The 20,592-nt window shown below is 66.3% G+C and carries 17 protein-coding genes; 13 read left to right on the top strand and 4 right to left on the bottom strand.

The window, feature by feature from the left end; translation table 11 throughout:
* Nucleotides 1–39 precede the first annotated feature (39 nt).
* From rsmI to OLW90_RS03485, 8 genes are all read left to right on the top strand, one after another.
* Nucleotides 40–927: a 16S rRNA (cytidine(1402)-2'-O)-methyltransferase gene (rsmI, locus tag OLW90_RS03450; protein WP_413464485.1), complete on the top strand. Its 888-nt coding sequence runs from the start codon at nt 40–42 to the stop codon at nt 925–927.
* A gap of 190 nt (nt 928–1,117) precedes the next feature.
* Nucleotides 1,118–2,941 (top strand): BCCT family transporter, encoded by a 1,824-nt coding sequence (locus OLW90_RS03455; protein ID WP_319651368.1) that lies wholly within the window; start codon nt 1,118–1,120, stop codon nt 2,939–2,941.
* A gap of 5 nt (nt 2,942–2,946) precedes the next feature.
* Nucleotides 2,947–4,785, top strand: coding sequence for a methionine--tRNA ligase (gene metG, locus OLW90_RS03460; RefSeq protein ID WP_319651369.1), 1,839 nt, complete (start codon nt 2,947–2,949; stop codon nt 4,783–4,785).
* 338 nt (nt 4,786–5,123) lie between these two features.
* Entirely contained in the window at nt 5,124–5,561 is a 438-nt protein-coding gene (locus OLW90_RS03465; RefSeq protein WP_319651370.1) for a CAP domain-containing protein, read from the top strand.
* A 51-nt stretch (nt 5,562–5,612) separates the two neighbouring features.
* Nucleotides 5,613–6,452 carry a TatD family hydrolase gene (locus OLW90_RS03470; protein ID WP_319651371.1) on the top strand — a complete coding sequence of 280 codons (840 nt, stop codon included), beginning with the start codon at nt 5,613–5,615 and terminating at the stop codon, nt 6,450–6,452.
* A gap of 247 nt (nt 6,453–6,699) precedes the next feature.
* Nucleotides 6,700–7,830 carry a transglycosylase family protein gene (locus tag OLW90_RS03475; RefSeq protein ID WP_319651813.1) on the top strand — a complete coding sequence of 377 codons (1,131 nt, stop codon included), beginning with the start codon at nt 6,700–6,702 and terminating at the stop codon, nt 7,828–7,830.
* A gap of 2 nt (nt 7,831–7,832) precedes the next feature.
* Nucleotides 7,833–8,699 (top strand): 16S rRNA (adenine(1518)-N(6)/adenine(1519)-N(6))-dimethyltransferase RsmA, encoded by an 867-nt coding sequence (rsmA, locus tag OLW90_RS03480; protein ID WP_319651372.1) that lies wholly within the window; start codon nt 7,833–7,835, stop codon nt 8,697–8,699.
* Nucleotides 8,696–9,655 carry a 4-(cytidine 5'-diphospho)-2-C-methyl-D-erythritol kinase gene (locus OLW90_RS03485; protein ID WP_319651373.1) on the top strand — a complete coding sequence of 320 codons (960 nt, stop codon included), beginning with the start codon at nt 8,696–8,698 and terminating at the stop codon, nt 9,653–9,655. Before rsmA ends, OLW90_RS03485 begins: the two co-directional genes overlap by 4 nt.
* Here OLW90_RS03485 and OLW90_RS03490 read toward each other — a convergent pair.
* The 3 genes from OLW90_RS03490 to OLW90_RS03500 form a co-directional block, all read right to left on the bottom strand.
* Entirely contained in the window at nt 9,652–10,263 is a 612-nt protein-coding gene (locus tag OLW90_RS03490) for an ABC transporter ATP-binding protein (protein ID WP_319651374.1), read from the bottom strand. The two genes, OLW90_RS03485 and OLW90_RS03490, sit on opposite strands and share 4 nt — an antisense overlap.
* 8 nt (nt 10,264–10,271) lie before the next feature.
* Entirely contained in the window at nt 10,272–12,266 is a 1,995-nt protein-coding gene (locus OLW90_RS03495; protein ID WP_319651375.1) for a hypothetical protein, read from the bottom strand.
* Nucleotides 12,267–12,512: 246 nt separating this feature from the next.
* The gene (locus tag OLW90_RS03500; RefSeq protein ID WP_319651376.1) at nt 12,513–13,772 is read right to left on the bottom strand and encodes a hypothetical protein; all 1,260 of its coding nucleotides are present in this window, start codon (nt 13,770–13,772) and stop codon (nt 12,513–12,515) included.
* A gap of 78 nt (nt 13,773–13,850) precedes the next feature.
* Between OLW90_RS03500 and OLW90_RS03505 the strand changes: the two genes are divergently transcribed.
* From OLW90_RS03505 to ppk2, 5 genes are all read left to right on the top strand, one after another.
* Nucleotides 13,851–15,710 (top strand): ABC-F family ATP-binding cassette domain-containing protein, encoded by a 1,860-nt coding sequence (locus OLW90_RS03505; protein WP_319651377.1) that lies wholly within the window; start codon nt 13,851–13,853, stop codon nt 15,708–15,710.
* The gene (locus OLW90_RS03510) at nt 15,710–17,395 is read left to right on the top strand and encodes an alpha/beta hydrolase (RefSeq protein WP_319651378.1); all 1,686 of its coding nucleotides are present in this window, start codon (nt 15,710–15,712) and stop codon (nt 17,393–17,395) included. The genes OLW90_RS03505 and OLW90_RS03510 overlap by 1 nt, the downstream gene beginning before the upstream one ends.
* 65 nt (nt 17,396–17,460) lie before the next feature.
* A complete protein-coding gene (locus OLW90_RS03515) occupies nt 17,461–17,937 on the top strand; it encodes a Panacea domain-containing protein (protein ID WP_319651379.1) in 477 nt (158 codons plus the stop codon).
* A 46-nt stretch (nt 17,938–17,983) separates the two neighbouring features.
* Nucleotides 17,984–18,307, top strand: coding sequence for a putative quinol monooxygenase (locus tag OLW90_RS03520; RefSeq protein WP_319651380.1), 324 nt, complete (start codon nt 17,984–17,986; stop codon nt 18,305–18,307).
* 32 nt (nt 18,308–18,339) lie between these two features.
* Nucleotides 18,340–19,191 carry a polyphosphate kinase 2 gene (gene ppk2 / locus OLW90_RS03525; RefSeq protein ID WP_319651381.1) on the top strand — a complete coding sequence of 284 codons (852 nt, stop codon included), beginning with the start codon at nt 18,340–18,342 and terminating at the stop codon, nt 19,189–19,191.
* Here ppk2 and OLW90_RS03530 read toward each other — a convergent pair.
* On the bottom strand, nt 19,178–20,497 hold the full coding sequence (locus OLW90_RS03530; protein ID WP_319651382.1) for a PTS transporter subunit EIIC: 1,320 nt from the start codon (nt 20,495–20,497) through the stop codon (nt 19,178–19,180). The two genes, ppk2 and OLW90_RS03530, sit on opposite strands and share 14 nt — an antisense overlap.
* Nucleotides 20,498–20,592 lie beyond the last annotated feature (95 nt).

Genomic DNA, 20,592 nt, shown 5'->3' on the forward strand with positions numbered 1-20,592 from the left:
GTCTAAGGGGTGGGCGGGTAAATGTGCGATGCTGTACCCATGACGTCCCCCCACAGCCCCATGCAGTCCCCTCACCTTGACGCCGCGCTCTCCGCCCCGCTGCCCACCGGGGTGGTGCTGGCCGCCACGCCGCTGGGCAACATCGGGGACGCCACGCCCCGGCTGAGCCGCCTGCTGGCGGAGGCGGACGTGGTGGCGGCAGAAGATACCCGCCGCACCCGCGCCCTGGCGCAGGCCCTGGGCGTGGAGATCGGCGGGCGCGTGGTGTCCAACTTCGATCACAACGAGGAGCAGCGCGTGGAGATGCTGCTGGCGGCGGCGCGCACCGGCACCGTGGCGGTGGTCACGGACGCCGGCATGCCGGTGGTCTCCGATCCAGGCCTGCGGCTGGTGTCTGCCGCCCTGGACGCGGGCGTGCCGGTGAGTTGCGTGCCCGGCCCCTCGGCGGTGCCCACGGCGCTGGCGCTCTCCGGGCTGGACGTGGGCCGCTTCATCTTCGATGGCTTCGCCCCGCGCCGCGACGGCGCGCGCAGAACCTGGCTGGAATCCCTGCGCGGGGAAAAGCGTGCGGTGTGCTTCTTCGAGTCCCCGCACCGCGTGGCGGATACGCTGGCGCTCGCCGCAGAGATACTGGGGGCCGAGCGCCGGGTGGCGGTGTGCCGGGAACTGACCAAGACCTACGAGGAGGTGCGCCGGGGCCCGCTGGGAGAGGTGGCGCAGTGGGCGGCCGAGGGCGTGCGCGGTGAGGTGACCGTGGTGCTGGACGCCGCCCAGGAGGCGGAGGTGAGCGTGGAGACCCTGGTGCCGGAGGTATTGGAGCGGGTGGAGCAGGGGGAGCGGCTCAAGGCGGTGTGCAAGGAACTCGCCGCCGCGCACGGGGTGCGCACCAGGGAGCTTTACGACGCCGCCCTGGCCGCGCGCGGCTAGTTCAGCCGCGACACAGAAACTCCCAGTAAAACGTGATCTATTTGTTATTTATAGCTGCGCGGTTCCGGGCGTGCGCTGGGGTTTTCTGAGGTCACAAAAGGGTAACGATCCTGGCGGTTATGTTTGTTCAGGCACGCCTATTGTGGCTTTAGGTTTGATATATCGCTCATTCTGCTTAATGGTGGAGGGCATGACGAATCCGCATGACAGTGAAGAAAGGGAGGCCGGAGCGGGTGCCGGGAATACCGCGCAGCCCGCGAGTTCCGCCACGGAGCAACTAGCGGCCATGCTCCAAGGCCACTCCGTGATTAGCGAGGGCCTCGATGAATACGCTGAAGCGGATATTACCCTGGAGTCGGAGGAAGAAACTAAGGGGATCAACTGGCCCGTGGTGGGGGCCGCCGGGGCCGTGGCCCTGGCCATCGTGATCTGGGGCCTGGTGGGCTCGGATTCCTTTGCCACCTTCGCCCAGACCGCCCTGGACTTCGTGGTCACCAACTTCGGCTGGGCCTTCGTGCTCTTTGGCACGGTGTTCGTGGCCTTCGTGGCGGTGATCGCGCTGAGCAAGTTCGGCACCATCAAGCTGGGGCGCATTGATGAGGAGCCGGAGTTTAGCTCCGTGTCCTGGATCGCCATGATGTTCGCCGCCGGCATGGGCATTGGCCTGATGTTCTACGGAGCCTCGGAGCCACTGACCTTCTTCCGTCAGGGCGTGCCCGGCCACCCGGCGGAGGACGTCAATTCCGCGATGGCCTCGGCCATGTTCCACTGGACGCTGCACCCCTGGGCGATCTACGCCATCGTGGGGCTGGCCATCGCGTATTCCACGTTCCGCATCGGGCGCAGGCAGTTGATCTCGTCCGCCTTTACCCCGCTGATCGGGGAGAAGCGCGCCAAGGGCTGGCTGGGTCAGCTCATTGATACCCTGGCGATCTTTGCCACCGTGTTCGGCACCGCCTGCTCTCTGGGCGTGGGCGCCATTCAGATCGGCGCGGGCCTCTCGGCGGCGGGCATCGTGGAATCCCCCGGTACCTGGGTCATCATCGGCATCGTCTCCGTGCTCACCCTGGCGTTTTTGCTCTCCGCGATCTCGGGCGTGGGCAAGGGTATTCAGTACCTCTCCAACGCGAACATGATCCTCGCGGCGATCCTGGCCATCGTGGTCTTTGTGCTGGGTCCCACCGTAGCCGTGCTCAACCTCATTCCGGGTTCCGTGGGCGGATACCTCTCGGAGTTCTTCTCCATGGCCTCGCGCACCGCCACCAACTCCGATGGCGAGTGGCTTTCTAGCTGGACCATCTTCTACTGGGCCTGGTGGATCTCCTGGTCGCCCTTCGTGGGCATGTTCCTAGCGCGCATTTCCCGGGGCCGCTCCATCCGCGAGTTCTGCGTGGGCGTGCTGCTCATTCCGGCCGGCGTGTCCACCGTGTGGTTTGCCATCTTCGGCGGCACCGCCATCACGATGGAGCGCGAGGGCAAGTCCGTGTGGGGCGATGGCTCCGCCGAGAACCAGTTGTTTAACCTCCTGCATAACCTCCCCGGCGGGGAGATCATGGGGATCGTGGCGGTGATCCTGCTGGGCACCTTCTTTATCACCTCGGCGGACTCCGCTTCCACGGTGATGGGCTCCATGTCCCAGTACGGGCGCACGGATGCCAATCCCTTCGTCTCCGCCTCCTGGGGCCTGCTCACCGCCCTGATCGGCCTGACGCTGCTGGTCTCCGGCGGTGATGACGTGCTGACGAACCTGCAAAACGTCACCATCGTGGCGGCCGCGCCCTTCCTGGTCATCGTGATCGCCCTGATGTTCGCTCTGGTGAAGGACCTGCGCAATGACGTGATCTATTTGGACTACCGCGAGCAGCAGCGCTTTGCCCGCAGCCTGGCCCGCGAGCGCCGTATCCACCGCGAGTATGTGCAGCGCGAGCAGCTGCGGGCGCGTCGCCTAGCGCGCCGCACCAAGCGGCAGGAGCGCGCCGGGAGTGGGCGCGCGGGAGCAGATAAATTAGGCTAGAGCGCATGACCAAAACCGTGCTCGTTTCTGTTGCCTGGCCCTATGCCAACGGCCCGCGCCACATCGGCCATGTGGCGGGCTTTGGAGTTCCCTCGGATGTGTTTGCCCGCTATCAGCGAATGCAGGGCGCCGAGGTGCTCATGGTTTCCGGCACGGACGAGCACGGCACGCCGCTGCTGGTGCAGGCGGACAAGGAGGGGGTGTCCGTCAAGGAACTGGCGGATCGCTATAACCGCCAGATCGTCCAGGACCTCGCGGGCCTGGGGCTTTCCTATGACCTCTTCACCCGCACCACCACCCGCAATCACTACGCCGTGGTACAGGAACTATTCAAGGGCCTGTACGAGAACGGCTACATGATCAAGCAGACCACCATGGGCGCAGTCTCGCCCAAGACGGGCCGCACCCTGCCGGATCGCTACATCGAGGGCACCTGCCCCATCTGCGGTGCCGACGGCGCGCGCGGCGACCAGTGCGATAACTGCGGCAACCAGCTTGACCCGGTGGATCTGATCAAGCCGGTGTCCAAGATCGACGGCGAGACCCCGGAGTTCATCGAGACCGAGCACTTCCTGCTGGACCTCCCGGCGCTGGCCGAGGCCCTAGAGCAGTGGCTGAGCACCCGCGAATCCTGGCGGCCCAACGTGCTCAAGTTCTCCCTGAACCTCCTGCGCGATCTCCACCCGCGCGCCATGACCCGCGATATTGACTGGGGCATCCCCGTGCCGGTGGAGGGCTGGCAGGATAACAACGCCAAGAAGCTCTATGTGTGGTTTGACGCGGTGATCGGCTACCTCTCCGCCTCCATCGAGTGGGCCTGGCGCTCCGGGGATCCGGAGGCGTGGAAGAAGTTTTGGCAGAACCCCCAGGCCGAGGGCTACTACTTCATGGGGAAGGACAACATCACCTTCCACTCCCAGATCTGGCCAGCGGAACTCCTGGGTTATGCGGGCAAGGGGGCCAAGGGCGGCTCTCAGCACGCCTACGGGGAGTTGAACCTGCCCACGGAGGTGGTGTCCTCGGAGTTCCTCACCATGTCCGGCTCCAAGTTCTCCTCCTCCAAGGGCGTGGTGATCTACGTCAAGGACTTCCTGGAGGAGTTCGGGCCGGACCCGCTGCGCTACTTCATCGCCGTGGCCGGGCCGGAGAACATGGACACGGACTTCACCTGGGACGAGTTTGTGCGCCGCATCAATAACGAGCTGGCCAACGGCTGGGGCAACCTGGTGAACCGCACCGTATCCATGGCGCACAAGAACTTCGGTGAGGTGCCCGTCCCCGCCGCGCTCACCGCCGAGGACGAGGAGATCCTGCGCCTGGCCCAGGAATCCCTGGACACCGTGGGCGAGTACCTGGGGCAGTCCAAGTTCAAGGCGGGCATCACCGCCGCCATGCACGTGGTGGGGGAGGCCAACGCCTACATCGCGGCCCAGGAGCCCTGGAAACTGGCCAAGGACGAGGCTCAGCGCGAGCGCCTGGCCACTGTGCTGTGGACGGCCCTCCAGGTGGTCAGCGACTGCAACGTCATGCTCACCCCCTACCTGCCCGCCACCGCGCAGCGAGTGCACGAGACCCTGGGCCGCGAGGGCGTGTGGGCCGCGCAGCCCGAGGTCAGCGAGGTCACGGACGACGCCCCCGTGGAACTCGTGGGCACCGGCCTGCCGGAGGAGGGGCAGCGCTATCCGATCATCTCCGGGGATTACGCCGCCCAGCAGGCGCGCTGGGAGCGCGTGGAGGTGGTGCCGGGAACGGCGTTGGCCAAGCCCAAGCCGCTGATCCAGAAGCTCGACCCGGAGTTGGCCGAAACCGGCCCGGCGTGGGCCCCGGTGCAGCCTGCGGAGTAGCGCGCGGTGCTTTTCAGGGGGGGGATCGGGGGCTAGTTTGAGGCCGGGGGGTTAGGTGAGGCGGAGAGATTTTATCCGCCATACCTCCACTGTGGGATTATCAACAGTGATGTGTGCGTATCTCATGTTTTCGGCGGTGGCGGCCGGGGTAGTGGTGGGGAACGTGGGGAAAGACCGGGATAACGGCCATGAATAAAAGCGGCGGCAATAGGTTCTTATTATCCTGCCGTTTTGAATGGCCCCGTACCATAATTTTTTCACGGCGAACCCGTGCTTTTACGCCTAGCCTGGGAATTGTAAAACGGTAAAAATCGTATAAAAAAGGAAGGGGTTATGTCATGATTTCTATTCGTTATTCCGCCGGGGTGTTCTTAGCGGGCGCGGTGGCGGCCGCAGGGGTGGTGAGCCTGGCGCCGAGCCCGGCGCACGCCTTTAACTGCGCGGACTATCACGTGGCCAATATCGTGCGCCTGACCAACGAGTATCGGGAGAGCAAGGGCCTGGAGGCGTTGGGTTGCGATCAACGCCTGGTGGAGGATTCCCAGGCGTGGGCGGACTTCCTGCGCGCACAGGGGGACTTGGAGCATGCGGAGGGGGATTTTGCGGAGAATATCGCCTGGTTTGGCGGCGAGGTGGGCCCGGAGCAGGTGGTGGATGAGTGGATCGAGTCCCCGGCGCACCGGGCCAATATCCTCGATGAGGGCGCGAGCCTGATGGGGGCCGGGTGGAGCCACGGGGAGAGCGAGGGCACCTACGCGGTGCAGCGCTTCGAGTAGGCCGGGAATGAGCCGGAAATAAGGGGCGCGCTTTCTGGTAAGACGGGGAGCATGGCAAAAAAGAAGCCCCGTCCCATTCCGCAGCCCGCCCCTTTTCTTCCACACCTGGTGGACGCGCACACCCACCTGGCCTCCTGCGGGGCGGACACCCCGGAGGCGGTGCGAGCCGTGGTGGAGCGAGCGGCTGCTGCCGGGGTGGAGAAGATCTGCACGGTGGGTGACGGCCTGGCCGAGGCCGAGCAGGCGCTGCGGGCCGCGCACTGGGAGGAGCGCGTGTACGCCGCCTGCGCCATTCACCCCACCCGGGCGGGGGAGCTGGACGAGGCGGCGCGGCGTCGATTAGTGGAGATGGCGGCGGCCCCGCGTTGCGTGGCCATCGGGGAGACCGGCATTGATACCTATTGGCTCAAGCACGACGCCGAGGGAACCGCGCCGCTGGATGTGCAGGAGGAGGCGCTGCGCTGGCACGCGGAATTGGCGGCGCGCAGCGGCAAGGCGCTGATGATCCACAATCGGGAGGGAGACGAACACCTGCTGCGTATCCTGGACGATTCCCCGGCCCCGCCCACGGTGATCCTGCATTGCTTTTCCTCCCCGCTGCCAATGGCGCGCCAGGCTATCGAGCGCGGTTGGGTGCTGAGCTTTGCGGGCAACGTCACGTTCAAGCGCAACGAGGAATTGCGGGAGGCGGCGGCGCTGGCCCCGCGCGGGCAACTCCTGGTGGAAACGGACGCGCCATACATGACCCCGGAGCCGTATCGCGGCGCGCGCAACGAACCAGCCCTGGTGGGGCACACCGCGCGATGCGTGGCCGAGGCGCGCGGCCAGGCCCCGGAGGAATTGGCGGAGGAGGTCTCGCGGACTTTCGACGCCGCCTATGGGGTGGTGTAGGAGGAACCGCACGCTTGGGACTGCTGTGGTTTCTGTGATTCATGTGCCCTGACCTGCGGCGTTCCTCCGCTTGACTCGTGCCGGGCCACGGCGTGGGTGCTGGACAGTGCGGGGGCGTTACCGTATTGTTATTCGGGTTGGAACGGCCCTCGGGATCGAGGGGCACGGGAGAACACGGGAGAATGAGAACACTGTGAAGGCACACAAGCGCACCTCAACGATCCGCCGCATTAATAACAGCCACTCCATGCCGCTGCGCATGGCCACGGGTGGCGTGCTGGCCACGATGGTGGTGGGCGGCGTAGTGGTGGCGCAGGGGCAGAAGTCCGTGGTGCTGGATCTCAATGGCGAGCGCACGGAACTGACCACCATGTCCAAGGATATCGCCGGTGCCCTGGAGGAGGCCGGCGTGGAGGTGGGCGCGGGGGATCTGGTGTACCCGGCTCCCTCGGAAAGGGTGGCGGATTCCGGTACCATCACCGTGCGCACCGCCAAGCCCGTGGCCCTGGTGATTGACGGCCAGGAGCAGGACATTCGTTCCACCGCGCTTACCGTGGAGGATCTGCTCAGCGAGCACCCGGAGATCGATCCCGGCTCAGTGACCACCGCCGAGGGGTCGAGCCCCGTGACCGACGGCATGACCTTAGAGGTCACCTCGCCCAAGATCGTGGCCATTCACGATGGCGGTGCCACCAGTTACACTTCCCTGGCCGCCAAGACCGTGGGCGACGTGCTCGCCCAGCGCGGCATCGAACTGGGAGAGCATGACGTGGTGCGCCCGGCGCTGGATACCCCCCTGAGCAAGAACCTCAGCATCGCAATCGACCGCGTGGAAAAGGTGGAGGAAAAGTTTACCGAGGAGATCGAGCCCCCGGTGGAGTACGTGGATAACGCGGAATTGCCCCAGGGCGAGGAGTCCGTCGTGGAGGAGGGTTCCACCGGCCTGCGCGAGATCACCCGCGCCATCGTGCGCGTGAATGGCAAGGAAAAGGAAAACAAGGTCATTCACCAGGAGGATAAGACCCCCGCCGCACCCCGCGTGATCGCGCGCGGCACTAAGGAGGCCAAGGCCCCGGTGAGCGTGGGATCGCAGGGTTCCTCCGAGTCCTCCTCCGCCCCCGCCGTGGCACAGGGCAGCGTGTGGGATTCCCTGGCGCAGTGCGAGGCCGGGGGCGATTGGTCCATCAATACCGGCAACGGCTTCTCCGGCGGCCTGCAATTTACCCCCTCCACCTGGGCGGGCTTCGGCGGCACCGCCTATGCCCCCGAGGCCCACATGGCCACCCGCGAGCAGCAGATCGCCGTGGCGGAAAAGGTGCAGGCCTCCCAGGGCTGGGGTGCCTGGCCCGCCTGCACCGCCAAGCTCGGTATCCGCTAGGCATGGGGGAGCGCGCCGCCCGGCTGCTCGGGCCCGTGGAGATACGCCACCTCGCGGAGGAACTGGACGTGAGTCCCACCAAGAAACTGGGGCAGAACTTTGTGCACGATCCCAATACCGTGCGCCGGATCGTCGCGGCGGCGGAACTCCAGCCCGAGGATCGAGTGATCGAGGTGGGGCCGGGCCTGGGCTCGCTCACCCTGGCCCTGCTGGATACCGCCAGCCAGGTCACCGCCATCGAGATTGATGAGCGCCTGGCCCAACGCCTGCCGGACACCGCCCGCGAGTTCGCCCCCGATCACGCCGCGAAACTCACGGTGGTACACCGCGACGCCCTGCGGCTGCGCCCCGAGGACGTGCCCGAGCCCCCCACGGCCCTGGTGGCCAACCTGCCCTATAACGTCTCCGTGCCGGTACTGCTGCACCTGCTGGCCACCTTTCCCACGCTGCGCCGCGTGCTGGTGATGGTGCAGGCCGAGGTGGCCGACCGCCTGGCCGCAGACCCCGGCTCCCGCGTGTACGGCGTGCCTTCGGTCAAGGCGAGCTTTTATGGTCAGGTGCGCCGCGCCGGGGCGATCGGCAAGAACGTCTTTTGGCCCGCCCCCCGCATCGATTCCGGCCTGGTGCGCATAGATTGCTTTGGCGCGGATTCCCCCTGGCTTATCACCGAGGACACCCGCCGCGCCGTGTTCCCGCTTATCGACGCCGCCTTTGCCCAGCGCCGCAAGACCCTCCGCGCCGCGCTCTCCGGGGTGTATGGCTCCGGGGCGGCCGCCGAGGAGCGACTGCGCGCAGCGGGCATCGAACCCCAGGAGCGCGGGGAGAAGTTGAACGTGGCGGACTTTATCCGCTTAGGAGACGTGCAGTGAGGCGGCGGGTGGTGCACGCCCGCGCCCACGGCAAGGTGAACGTCTTTTTGGGCGTGGGGGAGGCCCGCTCGGACGGGTTTCACGAACTCTCCACGGTGTTTCAGGCGGTGAGCCTGCACGATGACGTGGCCGTGGAGGCGGTGCCCGCGCGCCGGATAGAAAACGGCCCGCACGTGCGTGGGGTGCGGGTGACGGGCCTGGACGCGCACCTGGTGCCCACCGATTCCACCAACCTCGCGGTGCGGGCGGCCGAGGCCGTGGTGGCGCGCTACCGGAAGCGCCACGGGCTTTCCTGGGTACCGGCCCTGTTCCTGCACCTGCACAAGGGGATACCCACCGCCGGCGGCATGGCCGGTGGCTCGGCCGACGCGGCCGCCGTCCTGCGCGCCACCACGGAGATCTTTGCCTCGGAGTACCCGCCCCTGGCGGAGGAGGAACTCTACGAGATCGCCGCGGAACTGGGCTCGGACGTGCCCTTTACCCTCATGGGCGGCACCGCCTGGGGGCGCGGACGCGGGGAAAAACTCACTCCCGTGCTGAGCAAGGGGGAGTACCACTGGGTATTCGCGCTATCCCCCCAGGGGCTCTCCACCCCGAGCGTGTTCAGGCAACTAGATGAGTTGCGCTACGCCCGCCCGGAGGCCGCGCCTCACCTGGACGTCACCGCCGTGAACAAGGCCCTGGCCAGCGGCGATCCCCTGGCCGTGGCGGTACACATGCACAACGATCTGGAACCCGCCGCGCTGCAACTCATGCCCCGGCTGCGGGTGGCCCACGGCGCGGCGGTGGAACTAGAGGCCCTGCGCTGCGTGGTCTCCGGCTCCGGGCCCACGTTGGCGTTCCTGTGCCGGGACGCCGATTCCGCCGCAGCGGTGGCCGAGGGCCTGCTGGAACAGAACCTGGCCAGCCGCGCGGTGGTGGCCCACGGGCCGGTTCCGGGGGCGCGGGTGCTTTAGGCCAGGGGAATACGCTGATCGCACATACTGGCCAGATTCTCGTCGTGGGTGGCGATGAGCACCAGGGCTCCGGAGCGGGCCCGCTCGCGGAGGAGCGAGGTGACCGTGGCGCGGTTGCCCGCGTCCAGGGAGGCGGTGGGCTCATCGGCGTAGATAACGGAGGATTCCTTGTAGATGGCCCGGGCGATACCCAGGCGCTGCTTCTCCCCACCGGAGAGCGTGGCGGCGGTGGCCTTGGCCTTGTCGGATAAACCCACGCTGGCCAGGGCGGCGTCGGCTGCCGCGCCGCGCCCCCGGCGCAGGGTGACGTTATAGCGCGCGCTTTCCTCCTCGATGATGCCGTAATCCTGATAGATAAAGGCCGCGTGCTCGCCCCAGAAGCGGGTGCGCTCGCGGTCTCGCCAGGAGGTGGTATCCACCCCATCGACGAGCACCTTTCCCGTGGTGGGGCGCTGAATGAGGCCTAGGCACGCGAGGAGCGTGCTCTTTCCATAGCCAGAGGGGCCGGTGAGGGCCACCATGCGGCCTGGTTCCAGACGGAGGTCGAGGTCATGGAGGATGGTGGTGCCCGCGAGGGTGATGCCGAGGCGACGAGTGGTGATCTGCATGGGGACTCCTAGGGGGGACGGGTGACGGTGCGGCGAAACGCCTGGATAGCGGAGGCGCGGTAGAACAGGGCGCTGGCGGCGAGGCTGAGCGCGAGCACCGCAGCGCCGGAGAGAAGCAGAATGAGGGGATCGGGGTGGCGCAGCACAAAGGTGAGCGCTCCGGCGAGGGCCACGGTGAGGGTGGCACGGAGGGCGTCGCCACGCAGCGGTGCGCCGATCATGGAGCGATAGGGGTGCCCCGCGAGGTGGTGCGTGGTGATTCTCCGGGCGTTGCGCGTGGCCCAGAGCGCGGCGTTTTGTGCCCCGCTGAGGAAGATCGCGGCCAGGATAAGCGCGATGGTGAGGAAGTACATGCGGGATTCCTCCTGGAACTTCCGCGCCTGATCCAGGGAGAGTTGCGCGATGGAGTCCACGGAGTAGACGTAAGGGCCAAGACCGTGGCGCGTGAGCGCCTCCCGGAGCGCGCCTTCCTCGGTGGAGACGATATTCCCGGAGGATAAGGAGGGGAGAAGGAAACCGGGGACGCTGAAGGCGGAAAGCGGGGAATCGGTGACCACGAGGAGGGAGTCCGTGGCCTGAACGGTATTACCCCCGAGAGCCACTCCGGCCTCCATCGCGGGAACGGGAGTGGAGCCGTTGAGGTAATAGCGCAGCCCGGCTTCATCGGTGCCGTCGCGGGAGAGGAGGGAAAGTTGCTGATCCTTTCCCAACCAGCCCCGCGCAAAGGTGGGGGCGGCCTGGGGCAGCGAGACTTCCGTGAGGTCGTGGAGGGATATGCCGAAGGCGCGCAGCCAGGCCTCATCGGTGATGATGATGTGCTGGAAGCCGTCCATTTCCTCGCGGGAATAGGCGATGGAGGAATCGAGAATGAGGGAGGTTCTAAGATGCCCGGAGTCGCTGAGTTCTTGCAGCGCCGCCGCCACGTTGCGGGCCCCCTCCGGGGAATCCATGAGTGCGGTGGAATCTGAGAACGATACACGCACCGTGCCCTTCATGGCCTCCCACAGGGCGTGATCCTGGGCCAGGCGGTGCGCGTGGAGCGCGAGGGTGGCGGTGCTGGGTACCACGAGGAGCGCCACCACCAGCGCCGCGCCGTGCAAGACCAGACCCATGCGGCGGAAGCCCTGGGGTATGCGGCGCTCGGCCAGGGCGGCAACGCTGGGCCGCCCCACCACGCTGAGTAATACGAATACCAGGAGGGCTGCGGCAAAGGCCGCCGCCTGCACGAGGAGAACGCGGCCCCAGACCAGGGGAAGTTGCTCCGCCCCGTGGGCGGCGATCACCCAGCACAGGCAGGCGAGGCCGCCCACGAGGAACCCGGGGGCCAGCAGCGCCGCGATGGAGAGGGCGTCCTCGCGGTGAATACGCTGGCTGGGCACGCCGCCGAGGAGGCGGAGGCTGCGCCCGCGCTCCCGCCCCAATAACCACGCGGAGAGCGCGGCGGTGAGCGCGAGGAGCGTGGCGAGGGCGGCGTTTCCCGCCCCATTGTGAATGAGGTACGCATACACGAGGCGGAGAGGAGAAGTGGGCCGCTCCCACTCAATGCTGGCCTGGTGCTCTGGGGCCCAGGCGTCCAGGGCGGCGCGGGCCTCGGGTGAGGGCGAGAGCACGTAGCGCCCGGACAGAGGAGTGGTGCCCAGTTCCGTGTGCGGGTGCAGGGAACCGTGGCTCTGCTGGGAGAACCACTGGATAGAGTCCCCGTCCAGGGCCACCGCAGCAGCCGGTGGGCGAGCGCCAAAGTAGAAAATATCGTGGGCGGTGCCGCCCTCGGGGTCCTCCTGGCTGGTTTCCCGGAGCAGGGAAACGGAGTGTTCCTCGGCCATGCGGTGCAGGCTGGCGGCTACCTCTTCCTTGGGCCGGGTGCTCTCGTTGATGCGCAGGGTCAGCGCCGTGGTGGTGCCAAAGGGCTGCTGTTCCTGTTGAAAGATAAAACTCTGAAGCGCCAGCACCCCGCACACCAGGGAGAGAACCAGGGCAGCGGCGCGAATGATCCACCGAATCATGGTGCTTCCTCTCAAAAAGGAAAATGAGGTGGCGCACGTATTGTGCGTCACCAAAAGGAGGTGAGGAGTTAGCGGGTAGCCCCGTGTGCGGAGGCGGGTGCAGGGCAAAGCGCTGCGTTGCGGGCCTTCATTCTTAGAGGTGACATGCAACTCCTCCCAAAGGATTATTCCGACGCTCCAATGATATGGATCACTTGATGTGACCGTCAATACTCCCTGAAAAGATTTTTCTGCCGCCCACTATCCTCACGCCCCCGTCACCTCCATCTCCACCGGGGCGTTCTCCACCTCGTGCTGGGCCACCACCTCCCCGGAGGCTAGGTCCACCACAAAGATCCCACCGGCGGCGTCGCTCACGTAGGCGGTGGAGTCCGCCACCTTGAGGATCGGCCCGGCCTCCTGCCAATCCTCCTTTTCCTCCCAGGGCTCGATCACCGGAATGCTGCGCAGCACCTCGCCGCGCTCCATGTCGATGATCTTGAGCGTGCCGTCGGTGGCCAGCACCACGCCGTTGCCCTCCTCATCGCGCCCCAGCGAACGGAACCAATAGGAGGCCTCCAGGTCCACGGTGCGCAGGGAAAAATCGCGGGTGTCGATGATCGCCACGGCGGTGGGGTGCTCGTGCTCGGCATCGGCGTCGATCTTGTGATCCGCCAGCACGTAGGGGGAATCAGGGTGGCCCGCGAGGTTCCCGGAGCGCTGGTATTCGTGCTGCGCGGGCACCTTGTGGAACTGCGCTCCGTCAAAGATTACCGGCCCGTTTTCGCAGCCGAACACCACGCGCTCCCCGGCGGCCACGGCCTCCCCGTGCACGCCGGGGCAGTCGGTGGTTTCCGCCTGGGTGGTGCCGGAGGCGTCGATAAGCCGCACGATGGAGCGCGATTCCTCGGTGCCGGTGGTGGTGAGCAGATTCTCGCCCAGGGGCACGGCCACACCGTGGTGGGCGGCCCCGGTGGATATGTGGGTGGGTTCGGCGGGGGAGTCCTTGGTGAAGGAATCCGTGGGTAGGAGGGTGACGGTGCCCTCGCCGTCGGAGAAGAGGGCGGTGTGCGTGCCGTGGGCCACCACGTGCCCGGCGTGCGGGGCGTCGAAGGCGGTGGAGGTGAGCACGGGATCGCCGGAATAGAAGTGGGAGTGATCGCCGTGGTCTACGCGTTGGGCGGCGGTGTCGTAGAGCAGGTACTCGTCGCCCGCGCTGACGAGGAGGGTGCGGCCGTCGCCGCTGGGATTGAGGCGCAGGAAGCCCTCGCGCGAGGTGGTGGCGAGGGTATCGCCGGTGATGACGTCCAGAGTGGTCAGGCCGCCCTCGTGGGTGTAGGTGAGGCGGGGGTGGAGGGCGGAAACCTCGGTGACCTCGGCGGGGCCGTCGTGCGTGGGGCCGTTATGCGTGGGTTTGTTGTGTGTGGGGGAGTCGGTGGGCGTGTCAGTGGGTGCGCCGCCCCCCGCGCAGGCGGTGAGGAGGGCTCCGGTGCTGAGAATGGCGGCGATCGCCGCGGTGCGTTTCATGGAAAGCAGACTAGTTGATAATGGGAATCACTATCAATAATGCGGGGGTGGTAGGGGTGGCTTAGAATGTGATCCGTTATGGCAAACCTCATCAATATGGAGAACGTATCCCTCTCCTACGGCCTAAAAACCCTGCTTGACGGCGTATCCCTCGGCGTGCAAAGCGAGGATCGCATCGGCGTGGTGGGACTCAACGGCGGCGGCAAGACCAGCCTGCTGGAGGTGCTCACGGGGCTGGAAGAACCGGACTCCGGGCGCGTCTCCCACGTCAGCGACCTGCGCATGGCGGTGGTCACTCAGCGCGCCGACCTCGACCCCGCCGCCACCGTGGCCCAGGTGGTGCTGGCCCCGCTGGGCCTGGAGACCTTCGAGTGGGCCTCCAACGCCAAGGTGCGCGCGGTGCTCGGCGGGCTGGGCATGGCAGGCCTGGGCCTGGATACCCCGGTGGGCTCGCTCTCCGGCGGGGAACGCCGCCGCGTGAACCTCGCCGCCGCCCTGGTGCGCGACCTTGACCTCGTGGTGCTCGATGAGCCCACCAACCACCTCGACGTGGAGGGCGTGCAGTGGCTGGCCGCGCACCTGCTCTCCCGCAAGGTGGCGTTGGTGGTGGTCACCCACGACCGCTGGTTCCTCGATACCGTGGCCACCCGCACCTGGGAGGTACACGACGGCCAGGTGGACGTGTACGAGGGCGGGTACAACGACTGGATCTTCGCCCGCGCCGAGCGAGCTCGCCAGGCCGATGCCGCCGAGGCCCGCCGCCGCAATCTCGCGCGTAAGGAACTCGCCTGGCTGCGTCGCGGAGCACCGGCGCGCACCTCCAAGCCGCGCTACCGGATCGAGGCCGCCGAGGCGCTCATCGCGGACGTGCCCGCCCCGCGCGACAGCGTGGAACTCATGGCCTTTTCCAAGCGCCGCCTGGGCAACCGGGTGATCGACCTGGAGGACGCGCGCGTGGAAACCCCCGACGGCCGCGCGCTCGTGGAGGGCCTGACCTGGCGGCTGGCCCCTGGCGAGCGCATCGGCCTGGTGGGGGTAAACGGCTCGGGCAAAACCACCCTGCTGCGCACCCTGGCCGGGGAGTACCCCCTCTCCGGTGGCCAACGCAAGCAGGGCACCACCGTGCGCCTGGGCTGGCTGCGCCAGGAACTCGATGACCTCGATCCCCAGCGTCGGCTTATCGACGCCGTGGAGGACATCGCCACCTACGTACACCTGGGAGACAAGGAACTCTCCGCCTCCCAGCTGGCCGAGCGCCTGGGCTTTTCCGCCAAGCGCCAGCGCACCCCCGTGGGCGATCTCTCGGGTGGGGAGCGGCGTCGATTGCAACTCACCCGCGTGCTCATGACGGAGCCGAACGTACTGCTGCTCGACGAGCCCACCAACGACCTTGACATTGATACCTTGCAGGAACTGGAATCCCTGCTGGACGGCTGGCCGGGAACCCTGGTGGTGATCTCGCATGATCGCTACCTCATCGAGCGCATCGCGGATAGCACCTGGGCGCTCTTTGGCGATGGGGAACTCACCAACCTCCCCGGCGGCATCGAGCAGTATCTTCAGCGCCGCGCGCGGGAGGCCGCCGCCGAGGGGGCGGGCACCCTGAACCTGGGGGAGCGCGGTGCTGCCGGGGCGGCTTCCTCCGCTGCTGCGTCCACTGGGGCCTCCGCGTCTACCGCCGAACCCGCCGCGACCGGGCGGTTGAGCAGCCAGGAACACCGCCAACTGACCAAGAAGATGAACAAATTAGAGCGGGAGATGTCCACCCTGGCGGACAAGATCGCCCGGCACGAGGCCGATATGGCAGAGGTGGCCGCCGCCACGCCCCCGGACACGGCGCGGCTCGCGGAGTTGGACGCCCAGGTGCGCGCGCTGCGCGAGCAGCACGAGGCGGCCGAGGGCGCGTGGCTAGAGGCCGCCGAGGAATTAGAGGGTTGATGATAAAGAAAATCCGGCTGCACCCCTGGGGCATGGTGGGTGCGGCGATCATGTTTGTGCTGGGGCTCACCCCCTCGCTGCTGCCCCGAGACTTCTTCTACCAGGGCCTAGTCTGCGGCCTGGGCGCGGGCATCGGCTACGCCCTGGGGCGCGGGGCCTACCGCATTTGGCACCGCTGGTTCTCCCCGCGCTACGCGCCGCGCCTGCGCGCCCGGCTCGATGCCATCTCTCCCCGCGTGCGCGGGTTCCTGGACATTGCCGTGCCCGTGGCGGCCTGGGTGGGCGTGATCGCCGCGGCCGTATTCTCCCTGCGCTGGCAGCACGGCGTGGCCGAACTCACCGGGGCGCAGGCGTACCCCCTGTGGGAGTTCCTGCTGGTGGTGCCGGTGGGCCTCGTGTTCTTTACGCTCACCCTGGTGGTGGGGGTGGCCGTGCGTGGCCTGGCGCGGCTGCTTACCCGTGCCGCCCCCTCGCGCCTGCGTGCCCCGGTGCGCAGCACCCTGGGCTGGGGCGCGGCGATCTTCGTGTGCCTGCTGCTCATCAATGAGGTGATCCCCGGAGTGATCGTCAGCGCAGGGGAGCGGGCCTTTTCCGTGAGCAACAAGGACCCCGAGGAGGGCGTGGAACAACCTCAGGAGGCGGAGCGCTCCGGCTCCCCGGAATCCACCGTGGCTTTTGACGGCCTGGGCAGTTACGGCATGAGGTTCGTCGATGGCGGCCTGCGGGCGGAGGAACTAGCCGAGGTCACCGGCCAGCCCGCGCGCGAGCCGGTGCGCATTTACGCGGGCCTGCGCAACGAGCCGGAGGTGCGCGACCGAGCCCAAGCGCTTATCGACGAACTAGAGCGCACCGGGGCCCGCGACCGCGAGGCCCTGCTCCTGGTGCTGCCCACCGGCACCGGGTGGGTGAACATGCGCGCGGCCCAGGCCTTTGAATTGCTCTACGGCGGGAACACCGCCGTGGCCGCCGCGCAGTATTCCTACCTGCCCTCGGCCTTCCACTTTTTCGCCGGTGGCGACGCCGTGCAGGAGGCCGGCAAGGCGCTGATTACCCCGGTGGTGGACTGGTGGAACTCCCTGCCCGCCGACGATCGCCCCAAGCTCTACCTCTACGGCGAATCCCTGGGCTCCACGGCGGTGGAATCAGCGTTCTCCGGTATGCGCGATATTTCCTCCTCCGTGAACGGAATCCTGCTCACCGGCCCGCCGGACTTCAATCCCCTGTGGTCGAGTTTTATCGAGCGGCGCGACCCCGGCACCACCGAGGTCAGCCCGGAATATTCCGGGGGATTGGTGGTGCGCTTTGCCCAAAACGCCGAGCAGGTGCGCTCCTTTAGCGGGGATAACGAGCAGTGGGGCCCCACCCGCGTGCTCTACATTCAGCACCCCTCGGACCCGATCGTGTGGTGGTCACCCTCCCTCATGCTGGAGGAACCGGATTGGCTGCGCGAACCCGCCGGGTTTGATCGCCTCCCGGAGATGAACTGGATTCCCTTTATCACGTTCCTCCAGGTGGCGGCCGATCTGCCAGTGAGTCAGAACGTGCCGCAGAGCCACGGGCATAACTATGGCGATGAACTCTTGGACGGCTTTGCCGCCGTGGCGGGCCTGGAACAGCGCCGCGCGCAGGAACTGGAACCGGCGTTGGAGAAGGCCCTGGAGATCACGCAGGACGAGAGGTTTTAGGAGGGCGGGGTTCTTGGTAGCGGCACAGCTGCCGGGTATCCTAGTGCGTAGTCATCCGAAGGATTATGGGGGAGAACATCATGGTGGATACGGGGCTTAGCGCACGGGATATTGCCCAGTGGTTTGTCGTCTGGGCGGAGGAAGCGGAGAACACCGACCTCACCCCGCTCAAGGTGCAAAAACTGCTGTACTATGCCAAGGGCGTTTTTATGAGCAATAGCGGCGGTGTTCCGCTTTTCCTTGAGCACATGCAGGCCTGGTCGCAGGGGCCTGTGGTTCCAGAGGTGTACCACGATCTCAAAAGGTTCGGGCGGAATCCTATCGACCCCGATCAGTTTGTTTCTGATGACTTCGACTGGGACAAGTTCGCTCAGGTGGAGGATTCCCTCGTAGAGACCTGGCAGAGGTATGCCGTCTATTCCGCGTGGGCGCTGCGGAATAAAACGCACCAGGAGTCCCCGTGGATAAATAACTTCACCGATGGTGATCACAACTTTGAGATCACCGACGCGGATCTTAAAGAGTTCTTCTGCAAGCGATGAGCGTACGCGGCAGCAGACAAGAAGCACCTCGCGTACCCTGGCACCCATGATTTTGATTAACGTCGTGTACCGCCCCAAGCCCGAGTACCTGGAGAACTTCCGGGAGAAGGTCGCTGAGTTCACCGAGGCCACCCGCGCGGAGGAGGGCAACATCTTCTTCGACTGGTACCGCAGCACCGACGATCCCGGCGTGTACGTGCTTCTGGAGGCCTTCCAGGATGACGCCGCCGAGGCCCACGTGAACTCCCAGCACTTCAAGGACGCCTGCGAACTCTTCCCCGAACTGCTGCTGGAAACGCCCAAGATCATCAACACCACCATTCCGGGCAAGACCGAGTGGGATCGCATGGCCGAGTTCGCTGTGGACTAGCAGTGGTTTAAGCCCCGCTACACTGGTTACTCATGAACCATGAGGAACCGCACAGCACCAATCCGCCCAAGTTGAACAAGAAGGCCTATGAGAAGGAACTCAAGCGCCTGCAAGCGGAATTGGTGGACATGCAGCAGTGGGTGGTGGAGACCGGCGCGCGGCTGGTGATCGTGATGGAGGGGCGCGATGCCGCGGGCAAGGGCTCCGCCATCAAACGAATCACCCAGTACCTCAACCCGCGTACCTGTCGGATCGAGGCCCTGCCCGCCCCCACCTCCCGGGAGAAGGGGCAGTGGTATTTCCAGCGCTACGTGGAAAAACTCCCCACGGCGGGGGAGATCGTGATCTTTGACCGCTCCTGGTACAACCGCGCCGGGGTGGAGCGTGTGATGGGCTTTGCCACCTCGGAGGAGTATCGCCGCTTCCTGCATCAGGCCCCGATCTTTGAGCGCCTGTTGGTGGAGGACGGAATCATGCTGCGCAAGTATTGGTTCTCCGTCTCCGATGAGGAGCAGATCGCGCGCTTTGAGTCCCGCCGCAATGATCCGCTGCGCCGCTGGAAACTCTCCCCGATGGATTTGCAGTCCATCACCCGGTGGGAGGAGTATTCCCGCGCCAAGGATGAGATGTTCGTGCACACCGATATTCCGGCCGCCCCCTGGTACACGGTGGAATCGGAGGATAAGAAGCGCTCGAGGATCAACGTGATCTCGCACCTGCTTTCCACCGTGCCCTATGAGAAAATCGAGCGCGAGTTGCCGGAAATCCCGGAGCGGCCGAAGTCCAATAATGACTATCAGCGGCCCCCGCGCGAGGACTTCCGCTACGTGCCGGACGTGGCCGCGCAGTTGGAGGCCGGGAAGAAGAAGGCTAAGAAGAAGTAGCCTGCGGGCCTGCGTCGGGCTCACCGCTGCCGTCGCTCGCGGTGCCCCGGGGCGCGGCAGGGGCGGCGTCGGTAGCCGGAGTGCCGGGTGCGGGCTCCGGGTCCTCCTCCGGGTTGCGCCCCGGCGTCATCAGATCGAATTTGGTGATGAGGAAGCGGAAGAGCACGTAATAGAGCAGCCCGTAGCCCAGTCCCACCACCAGGATGAGCCAGGGCCGGGTGCCGATTCCCCAGTTAATCAGGAGGTCGGTGGCCCCGGCGGAGAAGCCAAAGCCCATCTTGGCTCCCAGGAAGTTCATCAGCGCCAGGGAGGTGCCGGTGAGCACCGCGTGCAGGATGTACAGCGGCATGGCGGCGAACATGAAGGAGAACTCGATGGGCTCCGTGATGCCGGTGAGGAAGGCCGTGAGCGCCAGGGAGACCATCGCCCCGCCCACGATCTTCTTCTGCGCGGGCCGGGCCGTGTGGTAAAAGGCCAGGCAGGCGGCGGGCAGGGCGAACATCATGATGGGGAAGAAGCCGGTCATGAAACTGCCCGCCGTGGGATCGCCGGCGAGGAAGCGGGCAATATCGCCGTGCACGATGTCCCCGGATTGGTTGGGGTGGGAGCCCAGGATGAACCAGGGCACGAAGTTGAGCAGGTGGTGCAGGCCCAGCGGGATGAGCGAGCGGTTGGCCAGGCCGTAGAGGAAGCCGCCGATCACGTGGTTATTCTGTGCGGCCTCGCCCGCCCAGGTGAGAGCGGCATCAAAGTAGGGGTAGATCAGCAGCATGGGTATGGCCACGAGTACCGCGCTAAAGCCCACGATCATGGGGACCAGGCGCTTGCCGCTGAAAAATCCCAGCCAGTCCGGCAGTTTGGTGCGGTGAAAGCGCTGCCATTCCAGGGCGGCGATGAGGCCGATGACCACGCCGCCAAACACGTTATAGTTCACCACGGCCTGCTCGCCGTTGGCGTCCGTCACGCCGTCGAGCACCAGTGGGGACATCGCCTCGAAGGTGCCGGTGAGCATGAGGTATCCCACCACGGCGGCCAGGGCGGTGGAACCATCGGCCTTCTTCACAAACCCGATGGCGATGCCCACCGCAAAGAGGATGGGCAGGTTGCTCATGATCGCGTTGCCCGCCCCGCCGAGCAGGTGGGCCAGCCAGTTGAGCACGGTGATCTCCGGCCAGCGGCCCAGCAGATCGGGTTGGCCCGCGCGCGCCATGAGCGCGGCCACCGGCAGGGTGGCGATGGGCAGCATGAGGGAACGGCCCAGGCGCTGAAGCACCTGCATACTCTTTCCCTTTTTCTTGGTGGACATGCGCACTCCTTTTAGTGGGGAGCTTCAACGATGAGGAACATGCTCAGTGTATATGCTGGTACCTGCTATTTATGAGGCGCACACAGAGGAGTTTT

Origin of the sequence: Corynebacterium sp. 21KM1197 (genome assembly GCF_033783015.1) — a bacterium.
In the GTDB taxonomy this organism is placed as follows: domain Bacteria; phylum Actinomycetota; class Actinomycetes; order Mycobacteriales; family Mycobacteriaceae; genus Corynebacterium.